Source organism: Agrobacterium sp. ST15.13.015 (assembly GCF_027871645.1).
Lineage (GTDB): Bacteria > Pseudomonadota > Alphaproteobacteria > Rhizobiales > Rhizobiaceae > Agrobacterium > Agrobacterium leguminum.
The window spans coordinates 516,354-534,734 of sequence record NZ_JAQAHF010000001.1; the positions used below are offsets into that span (position 1 = coordinate 516,354).

The 18,381-nt window shown below is 60.9% G+C and carries 19 protein-coding genes; 15 read left to right on the forward strand and 4 right to left on the reverse strand.

The genetic code is table 11. The annotated features are described in order from the left end of the window. Positions 1-36: 36 nt before the first annotated feature. The 5 genes from PIB16_RS02525 (at position 37) to PIB16_RS02545 (ending at position 5,409) form a co-directional block, all read left to right on the forward strand. Positions 37-1,038: an MBL fold metallo-hydrolase gene (locus PIB16_RS02525; protein WP_174038809.1), complete on the forward strand. Its 1,002-nt coding sequence runs from the start codon at positions 37-39 to the stop codon at positions 1,036-1,038. Between the two features lie 179 nt (positions 1,039-1,217). Next, positions 1,218-2,723 (forward strand): IMP dehydrogenase, encoded by a 1,506-nt coding sequence (guaB, locus tag PIB16_RS02530; protein WP_065654415.1) that lies wholly within the window; start codon positions 1,218-1,220, stop codon positions 2,721-2,723. Positions 2,724-2,835: 112 nt separating this feature from the next. After that, positions 2,836-3,237, forward strand: coding sequence for an MAPEG family protein (locus PIB16_RS02535; RefSeq protein WP_035263190.1), 402 nt, complete (start codon positions 2,836-2,838; stop codon positions 3,235-3,237). Positions 3,238-3,386: 149 nt separating this feature from the next. Beyond that, complete coding sequence (gene adhP / locus PIB16_RS02540) at positions 3,387-4,415, forward strand: alcohol dehydrogenase AdhP (protein ID WP_271044915.1); 1,029 nt, start codon at positions 3,387-3,389, stop codon at positions 4,413-4,415. A 118-nt stretch (positions 4,416-4,533) separates the two neighbouring features. Continuing rightward, positions 4,534-5,409 (forward strand): dienelactone hydrolase family protein, encoded by an 876-nt coding sequence (locus PIB16_RS02545; RefSeq protein WP_271044916.1) that lies wholly within the window; start codon positions 4,534-4,536, stop codon positions 5,407-5,409. A gap of 284 nt (positions 5,410-5,693) precedes the next feature. Here PIB16_RS02545 and moaB read toward each other — a convergent pair whose 3' ends face one another. From moaB to PIB16_RS02565, 4 genes are all read right to left on the reverse strand, one after another. Beyond that, positions 5,694-6,239 (reverse strand): molybdenum cofactor biosynthesis protein B, encoded by a 546-nt coding sequence (gene moaB, locus PIB16_RS02550; RefSeq protein ID WP_004432727.1) that lies wholly within the window; start codon positions 6,237-6,239, stop codon positions 5,694-5,696. Positions 6,240-6,346: 107 nt separating this feature from the next. Then, positions 6,347-7,231, reverse strand: coding sequence for a 4-(cytidine 5'-diphospho)-2-C-methyl-D-erythritol kinase (locus PIB16_RS02555; protein WP_271044917.1), 885 nt, complete (start codon positions 7,229-7,231; stop codon positions 6,347-6,349). 6 nt (positions 7,232-7,237) lie between these two features. Then, on the reverse strand, positions 7,238-9,133 hold the full coding sequence (locus tag PIB16_RS02560; protein WP_271044918.1) for a tetratricopeptide repeat protein: 1,896 nt from the start codon (positions 9,131-9,133) through the stop codon (positions 7,238-7,240). A 141-nt stretch (positions 9,134-9,274) separates the two neighbouring features. After that, positions 9,275-10,291 (reverse strand): polyprenyl synthetase family protein, encoded by a 1,017-nt coding sequence (locus tag PIB16_RS02565; protein ID WP_080856960.1) that lies wholly within the window; start codon positions 10,289-10,291, stop codon positions 9,275-9,277. A gap of 111 nt (positions 10,292-10,402) precedes the next feature. Between PIB16_RS02565 and PIB16_RS02570 the strand changes: the two genes are divergently transcribed. The 10 genes from PIB16_RS02570 (at position 10,403) to PIB16_RS02615 (ending at position 18,306) form a co-directional block, all read left to right on the forward strand. Beyond that, positions 10,403-10,633, forward strand: a complete 231-nt coding sequence (locus PIB16_RS02570; protein WP_003503261.1) for a putative signal transducing protein — start codon at positions 10,403-10,405, stop codon at positions 10,631-10,633. A 6-nt stretch (positions 10,634-10,639) separates the two neighbouring features. Then, entirely contained in the window at positions 10,640-11,440 is an 801-nt protein-coding gene (locus PIB16_RS02575) for a tRNA1(Val) (adenine(37)-N6)-methyltransferase (protein ID WP_271044919.1), read from the forward strand. Positions 11,441-11,531: 91 nt separating this feature from the next. Next, positions 11,532-12,398 (forward strand): S49 family peptidase, encoded by an 867-nt coding sequence (locus PIB16_RS02580; RefSeq protein ID WP_161987679.1) that lies wholly within the window; start codon positions 11,532-11,534, stop codon positions 12,396-12,398. 20 nt (positions 12,399-12,418) lie between these two features. Continuing rightward, the gene (locus PIB16_RS02585) at positions 12,419-12,613 is read left to right on the forward strand and encodes an NfeD family protein (RefSeq protein ID WP_004432742.1); all 195 of its coding nucleotides are present in this window, start codon (positions 12,419-12,421) and stop codon (positions 12,611-12,613) included. Positions 12,614-12,665: 52 nt separating this feature from the next. After that, positions 12,666-12,896, forward strand: a complete 231-nt coding sequence (locus tag PIB16_RS02590) for an AbrB/MazE/SpoVT family DNA-binding domain-containing protein (RefSeq protein WP_065654408.1) — start codon at positions 12,666-12,668, stop codon at positions 12,894-12,896. Then, positions 12,893-13,309, forward strand: a complete 417-nt coding sequence (locus PIB16_RS02595; protein ID WP_271044920.1) for a PIN domain-containing protein — start codon at positions 12,893-12,895, stop codon at positions 13,307-13,309. Before PIB16_RS02590 ends, PIB16_RS02595 begins: the two co-directional genes overlap by 4 nt. Before the next feature lie 80 nt (positions 13,310-13,389). Then, a complete protein-coding gene (locus PIB16_RS02600) occupies positions 13,390-14,352 on the forward strand; it encodes a glycine--tRNA ligase subunit alpha (protein ID WP_020813609.1) in 963 nt (320 codons plus the stop codon). A 78-nt stretch (positions 14,353-14,430) separates the two neighbouring features. Next, complete coding sequence (locus tag PIB16_RS02605; RefSeq protein ID WP_065654406.1) at positions 14,431-14,982, forward strand: LemA family protein; 552 nt, start codon at positions 14,431-14,433, stop codon at positions 14,980-14,982. A gap of 87 nt (positions 14,983-15,069) precedes the next feature. After that, positions 15,070-16,347, forward strand: a complete 1,278-nt coding sequence (gene aroA, locus PIB16_RS02610; protein ID WP_271044921.1) for a 3-phosphoshikimate 1-carboxyvinyltransferase — start codon at positions 15,070-15,072, stop codon at positions 16,345-16,347. A gap of 21 nt (positions 16,348-16,368) precedes the next feature. Continuing rightward, positions 16,369-18,306, forward strand: coding sequence for a DUF2207 domain-containing protein (locus PIB16_RS02615; RefSeq protein ID WP_271044922.1), 1,938 nt, complete (start codon positions 16,369-16,371; stop codon positions 18,304-18,306). Positions 18,307-18,381 lie beyond the last annotated feature (75 nt).

Below are 18,381 nucleotides of genomic sequence, written 5' to 3' on the forward strand. Positions count from 1 at the left end.
CGATCACGGCCAGTTGGCGATATCGGGAGAAAGATGATGACCCAATCCTTGAGCATGAGCAGACGCGGCCTCATCGGTGCGGCGGGCGCAAGCGTTCTCGGTGCGCCGCTGTTGATGGCGCGCACGGCAACGGCCCAGACCAGCCAGCCGCAAACCTCCATGGAGATAGAACACGCGATGCCGCCTGAAACCAACCGCTTCAAGCTCGGCAATTTCGAAGTACTGGTGGTGAAGGATGGCGCACGCGCGGCTCCCAATCCCGGCGAGACCTTCGGGACCGATCAGTCGGCGGAGACGGTCGGAAAATTGCTGGAAGACAATTTTCTGCCGAAGGAGCAATTCGTCAATTCCTTCTCGCCGGTCCTCGTCAATACCGGCACGGATCTCGTGCTGTTCGATACCGGTTTCGGTGAAGCCGGGCGCGGTGCGGGCAATGGCCGGTTGATCGAGGGCATGGCGGCGGCCGGTTATACGCCGGAAGATGTGACCGTGGTGGTGCTGACCCACATGCATGGCGACCATATCGGTGGGCTGATGGAAAAGGGTGCTCCGGCTTTTTCCAAGGCGCGCTACGTGTTCGGCCAGGCGGAATATGATTTCTGGACGAATGAGAAACGTGTCGGCACGCCTGCGGAAGGCGGTCACAAGGGCGTTCTCACGAACGTCAAGCCGCTGGCGGAAAAGGCGACCTTCATCGGCGACGGCGCCAGTGTCGTATCCGGGATTACCGGTGTGGCGGCCTTCGGTCATTCGCCGGGTCACATGATTTTCCGTGTCGAATCGGAAGGCAAACAACTCATCCTGACGGCGGATACAGCCAACCATTTCGTCCTTTCCCTGCAGAAACCAGACTGGGAGGTGAAATTCGACATGGACAAGGCGGCAGCCGCCGCGACCCGCAAGAAGGTCTATGACATGATCGCCACCGACCGTCTGCCTTTCCTTGGGTATCACATGCCTTTCCCGGCGGTCGGTTACGCCGAAAAGCTGGATACCGGCTATCGTTTCGTGCCGAAATCCTATCAGTTCGACATCTGATATCTGCTGCAATGCAGCAACAAAGAAAGCCCGGAAGGCAATTCCGGGTTTTTTCTATTCCCTTCCTGTCATGAACGTGTTACCAGCCCTCGCCAACTTCCAAGCAATCCTTGCAGGGCGCCGGGGTGAACTTTTCGTTCCGGAACGGCCACGCATTTTCAGTATGAAGGAATTTGGTCATGGCACGCATCATTCAAACACCCACTGGTTTGGACGCTCTCACATTTGACGATGTGTTGCTGCAACCCGGACATTCCGAAGTCATGCCGGGACAGACGAATATCGCCACGCGCATTGCCCGCGATATCGATCTCAACCTGCCGATCCTCTCTTCCGCCATGGATACGGTTACCGAAGGCCGCCTCGCCATCGCCATGGCGCAGGCCGGCGGCATCGGTGTCATCCACCGCAACCTGACCCCCATCGAGCAGGCCGAAGAAGTACGGCAGGTGAAGAAGTTCGAAAGCGGCATGGTCGTCAACCCGGTCACCATCGGCCCGGATGCGACGCTTGCTGAAGCACAGGCCTTGATGAAGGCGCATGGCATTTCCGGTATTCCGGTCGTTGAAAACGGCGGTTCCGGCGGCCACAAGAACGGCCGTCTGGTCGGCATTCTGACCAACCGCGACGTGCGCTTCGCCTCCGATCCGCAGCAGAAAATCTACGAACTGATGACCCGCGAAAACCTGGTCACGGTCAAGGAAAGCAGCGTCGATCAGCAGGAAGCGCGCCGCCTGCTGCACAAGCACCGCATTGAAAAGCTGCTGGTTGTGGATGCCAAGGGCAACTGCGTCGGCCTCATCACCGTCAAGGATATCGAGAAGTCGCAGCTGAACCCCAACGCCACCAAGGATGCGCAGGGTCGCCTTCGCGCCGCTGCCGCCATCAGCGTCGGTGCTGACGCCATCGAGCGCGCCGAGCGCCTCATCGATGCCGGTGTCGACCTTCTGGTCGTCGATACCGCGCATGGCCATTCGCAGCGCGTGCTGGATGCCGTCTCGCAGGTCAAGAAGATGTCGAACTCGGTTCGCATCATCGCCGGCAATGTCGCCACCGCCGACGGCACCAAGGCGTTGATCGATGCCGGCGCCGATGGCGTCAAGGTCGGTATCGGCCCCGGCTCCATCTGCACCACCCGCATCGTCGCCGGCGTCGGCGTTCCGCAGCTCGCTGCCATCATGTCGTCGGTTGAAGTCGCCAATGCGGCTGATATCCCCGTCATCGCCGATGGCGGCATCAAGTTCTCGGGCGATCTGGCCAAGGCAATCGCCGCCGGCGCTTCCGCCGTCATGATCGGCTCGCTGCTGGCCGGCACGGATGAAAGCCCGGGCGAAGTGTTCCTCTACCAGGGCCGTTCCTTCAAGGCCTATCGCGGCATGGGCTCCGTAGGCGCCATGGCGCGCGGCTCGGCAGACCGTTATTTCCAGGCGGAAGTACGCGACACGCTGAAGCTCGTTCCGGAAGGCATCGAAGGTCAGGTTCCCTATAAGGGCCCGGTTTCCGGCGTCCTGCACCAGCTGGCCGGCGGCCTCAAGGCCGCCATGGGTTATGTCGGCGGCAGCAACATCAAGGAATTCCAGGAGCGCGCCACCTTCGTTCGCATCTCCAGCGCGGGCCTGCGCGAAAGCCACGCCCATGACGTGACGATCACCCGCGAAAGCCCGAACTACCCCGGCGCGGTTTGATCTTTCGAGGCGAATCCGTAAAAGGATACTGAGTATTTGGCGCTCCCCGATTCATGCCGGATCGGGGAGCGTTTTCATGATTGGAGAAGAAAGCATGTCACCCACGACCGCAATGTTCTGGCCGATGATCGCCCATGTCTTTCTGGTCTTCTGGCTTTACGGGCTTCTGATCGTCCGGCGCAACAAATACACCTTCAAGGATCGCGAATCGGCGATCAAGCTGCGCGACCGGGGCGAAGAGGCGCGCGAAAGCCATCTGGTGAACCGCAACATCGCCAACCAGTTCGAATTGCCGGTGCTGTTTCACATCGCCTGCCTGCTGCTCTACATCACGGATGCGGACAATATCGTCACCGTCGTTCTGGCATGGCTGTTCGTGCTCTCGCGTTATGCCCATTCCTATGTCCACGTCACCAGCAACCGCCTGCGTCAGCGTGGCGCATTGTTCGGCATCGGCTTTGCGCTGGTCGTCTGCCTGTGGGCGTGGCTCGCCATATGGTTGGCGCTGGAGTAAATCAGCACCGTGAGGTTGCCTCATAAGTGAGACAATCCCGCCTTGCAAAATGCTCCGATTTGCGATGGGTCAATTCCATGACGCCCCATCCCCGTTAATCTCTGCCTGCCGTCGAGGATTCCAGGCGAGCAGAGATTAGGGAGTATGTCATGGCTAAGACAATGAAGGCAGCCGTCGTCCGCGCGTTTGGAAAACCGCTGACCATCGAGGAAGTGGCGATACCGGATCCCGGCCCGGGTGAAATTCTCATCAACTACAAGGCGACGGGCATTTGCCACACCGACCTGCACGCCGCAACCGGCGACTGGCCGGTCAAACCCAACCCGCCCTTCATCCCCGGCCATGAAGGCGTCGGTTATGTCGCCAAGATCGGCGCTGGCGTCACCGGCATCAAGGAAGGCGACCGCGCCGGCACGCCCTGGCTCTACACCGCCTGCGGATGCTGCATTCCGTGCCGCACGGGCTGGGAAACGCTGTGCCCGAGCCAGAAGAATTCCGGCTATTCCGTCAATGGCAGCTTTGCCGAATACGGCCTCGCCGATCCGAAATTCGTCGGCCGCCTGCCGGATAATCTCGATTTCGGCCCGGCCGCACCGGTGCTCTGCGCCGGCGTTACCGTCTATAAGGGGCTGAAGGAAACCGAAGTCAGGCCCGGTGAGTGGGTGGTCATTTCAGGCATTGGCGGGCTTGGCCACATGGCCGTGCAATATGCCAAGTCCATGGGCATGCATGTCGTTGCCGCCGATATTTTCGACGACAAGCTGGCGCTTGCGAAAAAACTCGGAGCCGATGTCACCGTCAATGGCCGCGCGCCAGATGCGGTGGAGCAGGTACAGAAAGCGACGGGCGGTGTCCATGGCGCGCTGGTGACGGCGGTGTCGCCCAAGGCCATGGAGCAGGCTTACGGCTTCCTGCGCTCCAAGGGCACCATGGCGCTTGTCGGCCTGCCGCCGGGCTTCATCTCCATTCCGGTGTTCGACACGGTGCTGAAGCGCATCACGGTGCGCGGCTCCATCGTCGGCACGCGGCAGGATCTGGAGGAAGCGCTGACCTTTGCCGGCGAAGGCAAGGTGGCGGCCCACTTCTCCTGGGATAAGCTCGAAAACATCAACGATATCTTCCACCGCATGGAAGAGGGCAAGATCGACGGTCGTATCGTCGTGGACCTCGCCGCCTGATGTGAAAATCCGGAAGCGGCGCTCACGTAAATGTGTGGCGCCGCTTGCCCCCGCCTCGTTCCCCACGGGGCGATCTGCGCTATCCTCCCGCATCCGTGCGTTCAAGGAGGATAGAGCGATGGACAAGCCCAAGATCACGCAGGCCATGATCGACGCTTACGATGAATATACCCATCTCAGCCTCGATCGCCGCAAATTCATGGAAAAGCTCACCGTACTGGCCGGGTCTGGTGCAGCGGCGGCGGCCATCGCTCCGCTTCTTTCGGCCAACAGCGCCCGTGCGGCGGTTATCGCGGCCGATGACGACAGGATCGTCGCCGAGGAGGTGACCTATTCCGCCCCCGGTGGCGAGATGAAGGGTTACCTCGTTACGCCGAAATCCGCTTCCGGCCCCATCGGCTCGGTCATCGTCATTCATGAGAACCGTGGTCTGAACGACCATATTCGTGACGTGGCAAGGCGGGTGGCGCTCGCCGGTTTCCGCGCGCTTGCGGTCGATTTCCTATCCCCGCAGGGCGGCACGCCCGCCGATGAGGAGAAGGCACGGCAGATGTTCAGCGGTCTCGACATGGACGCGACCGTCGCCAATGCCGAAGCGGGCCGGGTATGGCTCGCGGCCCGGCAGGGGGCGAATGGCAAAGTGGGCGCGGTCGGTTTCTGCTGGGGCGGCGGGCTGGTCAATCGTTTCGCCACCAAATCGGCAGGTTTAAATGCCGGCGTCGCCTATTACGGCCAGCAGGCCCCGGCGGCCGATGTATCAGCCATCAAGGCGCCGCTGCTTTTGCACTATGCGGGTCTCGATGAGCGCATCAATGCCGGCATCGACGCCTATAAGAAGGCGCTGGAGGAAAACGGCAAGACCTTTGAAATCTTCGTCTATGACGGCGTCAACCACGCCTTCAACAATGACACGTCCTCGGCGCGCTACGATAAGACGGCTGCCGATCTCGCCTGGGGCCGGACGACGGAGTTCTTCAAGAAATATCTGGCGTGATGGGGGGGGCGGCGGGCGTCTGTTCTGTTCCTTGGCAAGGGAAGGTGGAGAAGCTCTGGATATTGTCAATTGATAGCGGACCGAAGGCGTGTGGAGCTTCACCCCCCTCTGCCCTGCCGGGCATCTCCCCCTCAAAGGGGGAGATCGGCAAGAGGCCCTCTTGTCGCTTCATTCTCAAGCTTCAAGATGGACGAGACATCGCCGCAGATCGATCTCCCCCCTTGAGGGGGAGATGCCCGGCAGGGCAGAGGGGGGTAAGCCCCACGCACCTCTGGTCCGCTGATCTAAACGCCCCCAGCCCCACGCTTCAAATGCTCGTCGAGCCTCGGCATGATCTCCACGAAATTGCAGGGCAAGTGGCGATAATCGAGCTGGGCTTTCAGAATGCCGTCCCACGCATCCTTGCACGCACCCGGCGAGCCGGGCAGCACGAAGATGAAGGTCGCGTTCGCCACGCCGCCGGTCGCGCGTGACTGGATGGTGGCGGTGCCGATCTTGTCATAGGAGATGCGGTGGAAGAGGGCGGAAAACCCATCCATGCGCTTTTCGAACAGCGGCTCCAGCGCTTCGGGCGTCACATCGCGGCCGGTAAAGCCGGTGCCGCCGGTGGTGATGACCACATCCACGCCTTCAGCGAGCGTCCAGTCGCGAACCGTGCCGGCAATCGCTGCCCTGTCATCAGGCACGATGGCGCGGGCCGCGAGCCTGTGGCCCGCTTCCTCCAGCCTTGCGACGAGCGTATCGCCGGATTTGTCATTCTCCAGCGTGCGGCTGTCCGAAACGGTCAAAACCGCAATGCCAAGGGGAATGAAGGGTCTTTCGCCTGCCATGGCCTTATCCTCGAATGCCGGAGCATCGGACCGAAAAGTGTATTGCGGTTTTCGGAAAATCCGATGCTCAAACAAAACTGGGAGCGGCGGGCCCGCCGCTCTAATCTTCAAATGGTCCGCGTCGCCTGAAAATACCAGCCGGGGCGTTTCCTCCGAAGCGATGTTTCCGCTTTCCTGGCCGCTTCAAGGGAATGAAAAATCCCGAAACAGGTTGCCCCCGAGCCAGACATGCGCACAAGCGCAGCACCTTCCTGCGACAGTAACCCAATGATTTCCCCGATCTCCGGCAGAAGCGCCTGAGCTGGCGGTTGCAGATCGTTACGGCTTTGCGCGAGAAAATCCATCCAGCCGATTGTCGCAGAGGCGGGCAGGGGCGCATTGGTCTTGGTCTGCAATCGCCGGAAAATCTCCGGCGTCGAGACCGCCTTCAGCGGATTGGCGAGAACCATCACCAGTTCCGGCAGATCGGTGAGCGGTTCGATGTCCTCGCCGATGCCGCGCGCGATCAGGGATCGGCTCTCAAGGCACATCGGCACATCCGCCCCGAGCGTCAGCGCCATAGATGCAAGCGTATCCGGTGCGATCCCGGCACGCCAGTGCCGCAAAAGGCCCCGAAGCGTCGCCGCCGCATCCGCCGAGCCGCCGCCGATACCGGAAGCCACCGGCAGGTTCTTTTCAAGATGAATGGCGACCGGGGGTGCAGGTTGCCCTGTCGATGCAAGCGCATCGCGCAACAGGTCCCTGGCGCGGGTGACGAGGTTATCGCCGCCATCGCCCGCGCGCAAAAGATCGCCGAAAGGGCCTGAGATGGAGAAACTGTCGGCATCGGCGTCGCGAATACGGATCGTGTCGCCGGCTTCGGTAAAGGTCACCAGCGTTTCGAGCAGGTGATACCCATCCGCTCGCTGGCCGGTCACATGCAGCGCCAGATTGATCTTCGCCGGGGCCGCCTCGATGGTCTCTGTGGCCCCGGAAACGTCATGCCCGCGCATGCGGCGTCAGGATTTCTTGTCCGGAGTGGCAGCCGGTGCCGGTGCCGGAGGAGCCGGTGGCACCGGCGCGACTTCCTTCTTGGCGGTATTTTCGGCGTCCTTTTCCACCGGCGGCAGGCCGTTGGCGATCTTTTCCTTCACCTTGGCCTTGTCCACGTCGTCGCTGTCGCCGATCAATGCGCGGTTCCACTGATAGACCGCCTCGATCTTGCGGCCGACCCGCCAGTAGGCGTCGCCCAGATGGTCGTTGATGGTCGGATCGCCGGCTTTCAGTTCGATTGCCCGCTCCAGCTCGGTCACGGCCTCATCGAAAGCTCCGAGGCGATAATGCGCCCAGCCGAGCGAGTCGACGATGTAGCCGTCATTCGGCCGAAGCTCGACGGCGCGGCTGATCATCTTCATGCCTTCATCGAGATTAATGCCCTTGTCCACCCAGGAATAACCCAGATAGTTCAGAACCTGCGGCTGTTCCGGGTTCAGCTCCAGCGCCCGCTTGAAATTCGGTTCGGCCTTGTCCCATTCCTTCAGCCGCTCATAGGCGATGCCGCGCTGGAAGAAAACGGACCAGTCGGATTTCTGCGGCACGGAGCCGATGACCTCGATGGCCTTGTCGTAGTTCTCGGCCATCGCCTTGTAGTCCTTGGCGTCCGAAAGCACGCTGCCATAGGCGAGATAGGAACGAATGTCCTTCGGATCGGATTCGAGCAGGGATTTGAGGTGCTTGCGCGCCTCATCCACCTTGCCGGTCTGCGCAAGCGTCAGTCCGAGCTGCAGCTCGGAAATGCGATACATCGGCGAATCCTTCGGCACCTCGCGGTAGAAGGCAATGGCGCGGTCAGGCTGTTTCAGCGCTTCGGAAAGGCCGCCGAGAAGGATGAGCGTATCCGGGCTCTTCGGATCGAGTGCGCGCGACGTCTGCAGATAAAGCGTCACGATCTCTTCGGCGCCTTCGCGGTTCAGCGCGCCGGCGATGGAGAACATGACGCTGGCGGCACCTTCAACCGCATTGGTGATCTGCTGTTCCGGCTTTTCACCGTTTTCGATGGACTGGCGAAGCGCCTTCAGCGGCGCGTAATTCGGTGCGAACGTGTCTCCGACTGCAATCGCATCCAGCGCCTTTTGCTTGTTGCCGGCGGAAGCCTCCAGCCGGGCAAGCGCCATCACAGCGCGCATATAGGTATCGGAGGCGGTTGCCCCGCCTTCGCGGTCCGTCACCGCTTCGTTCAGGCTCTTGCGGGCGGCTTCATTGTTGCCGGAAACAAGGGCGATGGCCGCCGCATTGTATTTCTGGAAGATCGAAATCCAGCCCGGGCCCTTCATATTGTTGACCAGCGCCAGCGCTTCCTTCGGCTTGCCGGAACCGGCACGCGCCCACGCGGTCAAAAGCGTGTTGACCATGCGGTCGAGATCGTTCGGACCGGTATATTTCAGAATCTTCTCGGCCTTGGCGAATTCCTTATCCTTGATGGCGTCGAGACCGCGCACGATGGTCGTCACGCGCTCCACCGAGGTATCGTCCTTCATCGAATCGGCGATCTTGGCGCCGGCCTCGAAATTGCCGCTGAGAAGTTCGGCGATCATCAGCCGCTGGCGGATTTCCGTATTGGCCGGATCGAATTCCAGCGCCTTTTTGTAAAGCAAAATCGCGGTGGGATAATCCTGATCGACATCGGCATTGCGCCCGGCGAGGAAGGCGCCGGAGAAGGTGTTGACCTTGCCGGGATCGAACGTAACGGCTTTGTCTTCCGGTGTCGCCTTCGTATCCGCAAAGCCGGGGCTTGCACCCGCGCCGATTGCGAGAGCAGCGGCAAGAGCCGCGCTGCAGAGAAGACGGAGTGCTGGTTTACGCCGCATGAGGGAACCTTTGCCTTTGTGCAGAAGCACGGAAAAATCAGTTTCCATTGTTGGTCACGATAGAATGGCTTTTTTGAAGCAGCCCCGCAAGAAATTATGGCCCCGGCCACAATCACGCCTTGCGGAGAAGCTGGCCCGGAACATTGGGCGGATGGTCTTTTCCATCCGCCTTTCGCCCGGCCTCTAGCGTCAGTTCAGACGCTCGATGCAGAAGTCGATCACTTCCAGAAGCGCATCTTTCCAGGGGCTCTGCGGCAGCGGTGCGAGCGCATCGCGGGCGATGGTGCCGTAGTGCGTGGCGCGGCCGATCGTATCGCCAAGACCGTTGTATTTGGTGATCAGGCCCAGCGCCTTTTCAAGGTTCTCGTCGCTGCTTTCACCCTTCTCGATGGCCTTGCGCCAGAAGGCGCGCTCATCCTGCGTGCCGCGACGATAGGAGAGGATGACCGGCAGGGTGATCTTGCCTTCGCGGAAATCGTCGCCGGTATTCTTGCCAAGATCGGCGGATTTTCCACCGTAGTCCAGCACGTCGTCAACGAGCTGGAAGGCGAGGCCGAGATTCATGCCGTAGGATTTCAGCGCGCTGCGGGTCGCCTTGTCGGTCTTGGCGACGATGGGGCCGACTTCCGCCGCCGCCGCGAAAAGGGCGGCCGTCTTGGCGCGAATCACCTGCAGATAATCGTCTTCCGTCGTTTCCATGTTCTTGGCGACAGAAAGCTGCAGCACCTCGCCCTCGGCGATCACCGAGGCGGCGGTGGACAGCACATCGAGCGCATCGAGGGAGCCGACATCCACCATCATGCGGAAGGCCTGACCGAGCAGGAAGTCGCCGACGAGAACGCTCGCCTGGTTGCCCCAGATGGTGCGGGCGGTGGATTTGCCGCGGCGCAGATCGCTTTCATCCACCACATCGTCATGCAGAAGCGTCGCCGTGTGCATGAATTCGACGCTGGTGGCGAGCTTGATGTGATTATCGCCCTCGTAACCGAACATCGAGGCGGAGGCGAGCGTCAGCATCGGCCGCAGGCGCTTGCCGCCGGAAGAGATGAGGTGGTTGGCCACCTCGGGTATCATCTGGACATCGGAACCGGCCTTGGAAAGGATAAGCTGGTTCACCCGTTCCATATCGGGGCGGGTCAGGTCGACAAGCGGCTTGACGGATGCGAGTTTGTTTTTGCTTTCTTCAAGCGGTATGACGACGCCCAAGGGACAGGACTCCAGTTCGAATTTGAATTCGACAATAAAAACTGACGCCTTGCGCGGCAAGGGGCGAATTGCCGCTAGCCATTCAAAAAGATGGGAATTTAAGGTCTATCCATGCGTGAACTGATCCGTACCAACGATGCCGTGCTGCTCTCCTTCGCCGAAAGCCTGATGAAGGATGCCGGCATCCATTGCCTCATCGCCGATCAGGCGATGAGCATTCTGGAAGGATCGCTCGGTCTTTTGCCGCGAAGGTTTCTGGTGGAGGAAGATCGGGCCGATCAGGCCCGCCGCATTCTCATCGATGCCGGGCTCGGCGACGAGTTGCGCAACGAAGAGGCTTGAGCGGCGGTGGGCGACGGCATTTCCGAAACGATCGACGCCTTTCACCGGGGCCGGTTTCACGTCATCCAGCCGAAGGGCAGGGGACACCGGGCCGGCATGGACGCCATGCTTCTGGCGTCATTGGTGGCGGATGAGCGTGCCTGCCGGATAGCCGATCTCGGCGCGGGCGCAGGTGCCGCCGGCATGGCGGTTGCGGCGCGGCTGGAAAAGGCCGAGGTGACGCTGTACGAACGCTCGCCGGAAATGGCGCAATTTGCCCGACGCAGCCTCGAACTGCCTGAGAATGCTGCATTTTCTGCGCGCGTCAGCGTGCGCGAAGCCGATGTGACGCTGCGGGCGAAAGCACGCGCCGAAGCGGGGTTGCCCGACGAGCATTTCCATCACGTCATCATGAACCCGCCCTATAACGATGCGGGCGACCGCCGCACGCCGGATGCCCTGAAGGCCGAAGCGCATGCCATGACCGATGGCCTGTTCGAAGACTGGATCAGGACCGCAGGCGCGATCATGGTGCCGGGTGGTCAGCTTTCCCTGATTTCAAGGCCGCAATCGGTGGCGGAGATCATCGCCGCCTGCGGCAGCCGTTTCGGCGGCCTCGAAATCACCCTCATTCATCCGCGCCCTGGCGAGGATGCGGTGCGCATGCTCGTCACCGCCATCAAGGGTTCACGGGCGCGGCTGTCCTTCCGTGCGCCGCTCATCATGCATGAGACCCGCAGCCATGCCTTCACCCCATTCGTCGATGACCTGAACAATGGCCGCGCCGCCTATTCGCGTAATGTAAGGGCAATCCGGCCGGCGTCATAAATATCGCCGTTCCGCCGGCCGCAAACCATTGTGTTTTCCGGGGCGATACATACATCCCTGACGAACGGATAAATGCTGCGAGGATTGAGTAGTGGGTTTTCTGAAGTATCTGGTGCCGAAACGCTTTCGTAAAAAAGAGCTCGTCATCCCGGTGGTGCGCATGCACGGCGCGATCATGGCCGGCGGCAACCAGTTCCGCCCCGCCCTCAATCTCGCCTCCTATGCGCCGCTTCTGGAAAAGGCCTTCGCCGTCAAGGATGCCCCGGCCGTCGCCATTTCGCTCAACTCGCCCGGCGGTTCGCCGGTGCAGGCGCGCATGATCTATAACCGCATCCGCCAGCTCGCCGAGGAAAAGGAAAAGAAGGTCCTGATCTTCGTGGAGGATGTTGCAGCCTCCGGCGGATACATGATCGCGCTTGCCGGCGACGAGATCATCGCCGATCCCACCTCCATCGTCGGTTCGATCGGCGTCGTTTCCGGCGGTTTCGGTTTTCCGGAAATGCTGAAGAAGATCGGCGTGGAGCGCCGTGTCTATACGGCCGGCGAGAACAAGGTCATCCTCGATCCCTTCCAGCCGGAAAAGGAAGGCGATATCGATTACCTGAAGTCGCTTCAGGTCGAAATCCACAATGTTTTCATTGATATGGTGAAGATGCGCCGCGGCTCGAAACTGAAGGGCGACGAGGCGATCTTCTCGGGCCTGTTCTGGACCGGCATGCGCGGCCTCGACCTCGGCCTGATCGACGGGCTGGGCGACATGCGTGAGGTTCTTCGCCGCCGTTACGGCACCAAGGTCAAGCTGCAGCTCGTCAGTGGCGGTCGCACTCTGTTCGGCAAAAAGGTGCCGGGCGTCAATGCTGCTCTGGACGTGAATGCCGAAAGGCTGGCCGCCGGTGCGGTATCAGGGCTTGCGGAGGTTGCCGAAGAAAAGGCATTGTGGTCGCGTTTCGGTCTATGATGTCTCAGGAATAAAGCCTTATGGCGCAGCTCATTACAATTATTCTTCTGGTGGTGGGATCCGTCATCCTTTACCGCCGCTTCGTCCGCGATGCGGAAAAGCTCTCGGCAAAATCGAAACAGCGCGAGAAGGAACGCGAGACCGGCGCCATCGGCACGCTGATCAAGGACCCGGAAACCGGCGAATACCGCGTGAAGCGCGAGGATGAGGCGTAATTTTCCTGTAACGCAGAATTTGCTATAGTCGCTTTCGAGTAAGGAGGCTGTCATGCGTGTCACGAAATGGGGCGATAGTCTTGCGGTCCGCATCCCGGCGGATGTCGCGGAAGCCTTGCATATCAAGGAAGGCGACGAGGTGGATGTCGTTGCAGCAACCGATGCGGTTGTCAACGCGACGACTGACGAAGAGCGGCGACAGGCGCTTGAAAAAATTCGTTCCCTGCGATGGACATTGCCGCCGGACTATAAATTTGATCGTGACGAGGCTAATGAGCGTTGAGCAAGGCGCCCTTCGTTGACACCAATATTCTGGTCTATGCTTCGACCTCCGACCCGCGCTCCGAGGTGGCCAATACGATAATATCGCAGCCATTCGTTATCAGCGTCCAGGCACTTAACGAGTTTTCGGTTGTCGCGCGTAAAAAATTGCGAATGGAATGGAGCGGTATACGTTCCGCTTTGGAAGATTTCAGAACGGCGGCGGCGCAGATTGTGCCGCTGGACGTTGGTCTGCACATGGACGCGCTTGATCTTGTGCAGAGATACAATGTTGCTTTTTACGACGCCTTGATGCTGGCGGCAGCGCTGAAGGCGGAAAGCAATGTTTTCCTCTCCGAAGACATGCAGGATGGCCTCACCGTCGAAGGGCGAATGAAGATCGTCAACCCGTTCACCGCCCCTCTCCACGCATAAAACCTTGACCCTCACGCCATGCCGTGGCACGTGTCCGCATCCGAAGTAAGTCAATGCTTACTTGTCCTCCTAACGCCGCGATGACTGCAATGACCGATGTTCCCGACCATATGAACCCGAAGCGTTCTTTTCAGGCGCTGATCCTGACGCTGCACAATTACTGGGCCGACAAGGGCTGCGCGGTGTTGCAGCCATACGATATGGAAGTGGGCGCGGGTACGTTCCATCCGGCAACCACGCTACGCGCGCTCGGTCCCAAGCCATGGAAGGCCGCTTACGTGCAGCCCTCACGCCGCCCGTCCGATGGGCGTTACGGCGAGAACCCCAACCGTCTGCAGCACTATTACCAGTATCAGGTGATCCTGAAACCAAACCCCTCGAACCTGCAGGAACTCTATCTGGGTTCGCTGAAGGCCATCGGCCTCGACCCTCTGCTGCACGATGTGCGGTTCGTCGAAGACGACTGGGAAAGCCCGACGCTCGGCGCCTGGGGCCTTGGCTGGGAGTGCTGGTGCGACGGCATGGAAGTATCGCAGTTCACTTACTTCCAGCAGGTCTGCGGCATCGAATGCTCGCCGGTTGCGGGCGAGCTGACCTATGGTCTGGAGCGTCTGGCCATGTATGTCCAGGGCGTCGATAATGTCTATGACCTGAACTTCAACGGCCGCGAAGGTGAAGAAAAGATTTCCTACGGCGACGTGTTTTTGCAGGCCGAGCAGGAATATTCCCGGCATAACTTCGAGTTCGCCGATACAGCCATGCTGCATCGCCATTTCATCGACGCCGAAAAGGAATGCCAGGCGCTTCTCGCCGCCGGCGCGCCCGGTGACAACGACAACCAGCGCCTGCACAAATGCGTTTTCCCGGCCTATGACCAGTGCATCAAGGCCAGCCACGTCTTCAACCTTCTGGATGCACGCGGCGTAATTTCGGTCACGGAACGCCAGAGCTATATCCTGCGCGTGCGCACGCTGGCGAAAGCCTGCGGCGAAGCCTTCCTGCTGACGGATGCGGGCGGGCTGAACTGGAACAGGGCCGCCTGAACGTTTATGTAAGGCGGGGCAACAGTCTAACGTGCGGACGCCACTACGGTGTCCGCGCCTCTTGAGGAGGGGTCGGGAATGTTCATCACGCTGGCAGTCATCGCGGCAATCGCGCTCTATGTCGTCTTCATCTATAACGGGCTGGTCAAGGCGCGGCAGATGAAGGAAGAGGCGTGGTCGGGCATCGACGTGCAGCTGAAGCGCCGCGCTGATCTCATTCCCAATCTCATCGAGACAGTGAAGGGTTACGCGGCGCATGAAAAGAGCACCTTCGAGGAGGTGATTGCCATGCGCAACCGGGCGCAGGCCGTGCCGGCGGGCGATGTCGAGGGTCGTGCGCAGGCGGAAGGGCTGCTGTCGCAGGCGCTCGGCAAGCTCTTTGCGCTTGCCGAAGCCTATCCCGATCTCAAGGCCAATACGAATTTTCTGGAATTGCAGCGTTCGCTGGAAACCATCGAAAGCGAAATCCAGATGTCGCGCCGTTATTACAATGGCGCCGCCCGCGACCTCAACGTCAAGGTGGAAAGCTTCCCCTCCAATCTGGTCGCAGGCCAGTTCGGTTTTGCCAAGGCGCCGTATTTCGAGATCGACAACCCGGCCGACCGCGCCGTGCCGACTGTGAAATTCTAAGCGCACTGTTCCCTCGGCGGCTTAAGACCTCCCGTTCAAATTCCGATAATCCGGCTCTTCGCTGCATTCTTTGACAAGACGACAATCATGATCGAACTGACCATCACCCCGCCCGACCATCCGCTTTCCGGCAAGGTCGAGCCGCCCGGCTCCAAGTCCATCACCAACCGCGCGCTTCTCCTGGCTGGTCTTGCCAAGGGCAAAAGCCGGTTGACCGGCGCACTGAAAAGCGACGACACGCTTTATATGGCCGAAGCCCTGCGTGAGATGGGCGTTAAGGTCACCGAGCCAGATGCCACCACCTTCGTCGTGGAGGGTACTGGCGTGTTGCAGCAGCCGGAAAAGCCGCTTTTCCTCGGCAATGCCGGCACCGCCACACGGTTCCTCACCGCAGCTGCCGCACTTGTCGATGGTGCCGTCATCATCGATGGCGACGAGCACATGCGCAAACGCCCGATCATGCCGCTGGTAGAGGCCCTGCGCTCCCTCGGTGTCGAGGCGGAAGCGCCGACCGGCTGCCCGCCCGTCACCGTCTGCGGCAAGGGCACGGGTTTCCCGAAGGGCAGCGTCACCATCGATGCCAACCTCTCCAGCCAATATGTGTCGGCGCTTCTGATGGCCGCCGCCTGCGGCGACAAGCCTGTCGATATCCTCCTCAAGGGTGAGGAAATCGGCGCCAAGGGCTATATCGATCTCACCACATCGGCCATGGAGGCTTTCGGTGCGAAGATTGAGCGCGTCAGCAACGCCATCTGGCGCGTGCATCCGACGGGCTATACGGCCACCGATTTCCACATCGAGCCGGATGCCTCCGCCGCCACCTATCTCTGGGGCGCGGAACTGCTGACCGGCGGCGCGATCGATATCGGCACGCCGGCCGATAAATTCACCCAGCCGGACGCCAAGGCCTATGATGTCATGGCCAAGTTTCCGCACCTGCCCGCCGAAATCGACGGCTCGCAGATGCAGGACGCCATTCCGACCATCGCGGTTCTGGCCGCCTTCAACGAGACGCCGGTGCGTTTCGTCGGCATCGCCAATCTGCGCGTCAAGGAATGCGACCGTATCCGCGCCGTCTCGCTCGGCCTCAACGAAATACGTAACGGTCTGGCACATGAAGAGGGCGACGACCTGATCGTGCATGCCGATCCGGCCCTTGCAGGCCAGACGGTCAAGGCCTCCATCGATACTTTTGCCGACCACCGCATCGCCATGAGCTTTGCGCTGGCGGCGCTGAAAGTCGGCGGCATTGCCATCCAGAATCCGGCCTGCGTCGGCAAGACCTATCCCGGTTACTGGAAGGCGCTTGCTTCGCTCGGCGTCGACTACACCGAAAAGGAAAGCGCTGCCGAGCCGCGGCACTGAGCCATTGAGGAGGGACCGCCCGTGAAGACCATCGCCGCAAGACTTCTCGCGCTGTTCGTCTTCCTGGGCGCGGCCTTCCCGGCCTTCGCGGATGAATTCATCCGCTCCTACCATTCCGTCATCGAGCTGGCGGCGGATGGCAAGCTGACGGTGACGGAAACCATCACCGCCCGCGCGGAAGGGCAGAACATCAAACGCGGCATCTTCCGCGATTTCCCGCTTTATGCGCTGGATGCGAATAACCGCCGCACCAAGGTGGATTTCAACGTCGTTTCGGTGGAGCGCGATGGCGCGCCGGAAAACTGGCGCACCGAGAATATCGAGGGCGGCATCCGCATCTATACCGGCAGCGCCGAGCGTTTTCTGCCGACCGGCGAGCACATCTTCCAGATCACTTACACCACCGCCCGGCAGATTCGTTATTTCAGCGATTATGACGAGCTGACCTGGAATGTCACCGGCAATGGCTGGCAATTCCCCATGGGCGAGATTTCCGCGACCATCACTCTGCCGGAGGGCGTGAAGGCAACGGATACCGACGTCTTCACCGGGCCGCGGGGTGCGAAGGGCAAGGATGCGCGCATCTTGAGCGAAGGTAACGAGGTATTCTTCGCCTCCACCCGCCCGTTTACGGTTGGCGAGGGCATGACGGTCGCCGTCAAGCTCCCCAAGGGCGCGATTGCGGCACCAGACACCTCACAGGAGGCGGGCTGGTGGCTGCGGGATAATCTCGCCATCCTGCTTTCGGGCGGCGGGCTTTTCGCCGTGCTGCTTTATTACCTGCGCGCCTGGTTCGCCGTCGGCCGCGATCCGGCGAAGGGTGTGGTCGTGCCGCGCTGGGATGCGCCGGAGGGGCTTTCGCCGGCTCTGGTCAATTACGTCGATAATCGCGGGTTTTCAGGTGCCGGCTGGACGGCGCTCTTTGCCTCGGCTCTTGATCTGGCGGTGAAGGGTTATGTCGTTCTGGAGGATTTGAAGAACGCCATCGTCATCCGCCGCACGCAAAAGGCGACGGCCGACAACCTGCCGACCGGCCAGAAGACGCTGCTTGCCTCCATCGGCAGTCCGGGCGAGACTTTGACCATCGACAAGGCCCATGGGACGGAAGTTGAAAAGGTCGGAAAACAGTTCCGCGCGGCGATAGAGAAAGAACATCGCGGCAAATATTACCGCAGCAATGCCGGTTACACCGTGTTCGGCATCTTCCTCAGCATCGCCCTCATCGTTGCGACGTTGATCTTCGGCGATCTGGATGAAAGCGCCATTGCCGCCGTGCTGGTCTTCGGCTTTTTCGCCTTCTTCTTCAGCATCCTGTCGATCGGCATCGGCCGCCAGTTTTCGCGCGGCGCACCGCTACGCAAGCGGATAGGCGGCATTGTCATGCTGGCTTTTGCCGGTTTCGTGGCCTTTTCCGCCATTGGCGGCATCGCCACACAAATCCTGCTGGATGTGACGCATGACACCAAGTCGCTGGCACTGGCCGCCATCGGCGGCATCGTGCTCACCAACGCGCTGTTCCTGTTCCTGATGGGCGCGCCGACGCCGCTCGGCCGCAAGCTGATGGATGGCATTGAGGGCCTCCGAACCTATCTGACGCTGGCGGAAAAAGACCGGATGAACATGGCCGGCGCGCCCGCCATGTCGCCGCAGCATTTCGAGACGTTGCTGCCCTATGCCGTGGCGCTCGGCGTTGAAAAACCGTGGAGCCGCACCTTCGAGGCATGGCTTGCAACGGCCGCTGCCGGTGCCGCTGCTGCAAGTTATGCGCCCGGCTGGTATGCGGGCAGCAATTACGGAACCTTTGGCGACAGGATCGGCGGCTTTTCCACCTCCATGGCCAATACCATCGCCTCCACCATTCCCCAGCCTGTCAGCTCGTCCGGCTCCAGCTTTTCGGGCGGTGGCGGCGGCGGTTTTTCCGGCTCCGGCGGCGGGGGCGGTGGTGGTGGCGGCTGGTAACGCCCGCCGGCGGTAATTTAACCGATAGCTGGTGACTTTTGCCGCTGGTCTTGCTAAGTCCGCGACACTCTTTTG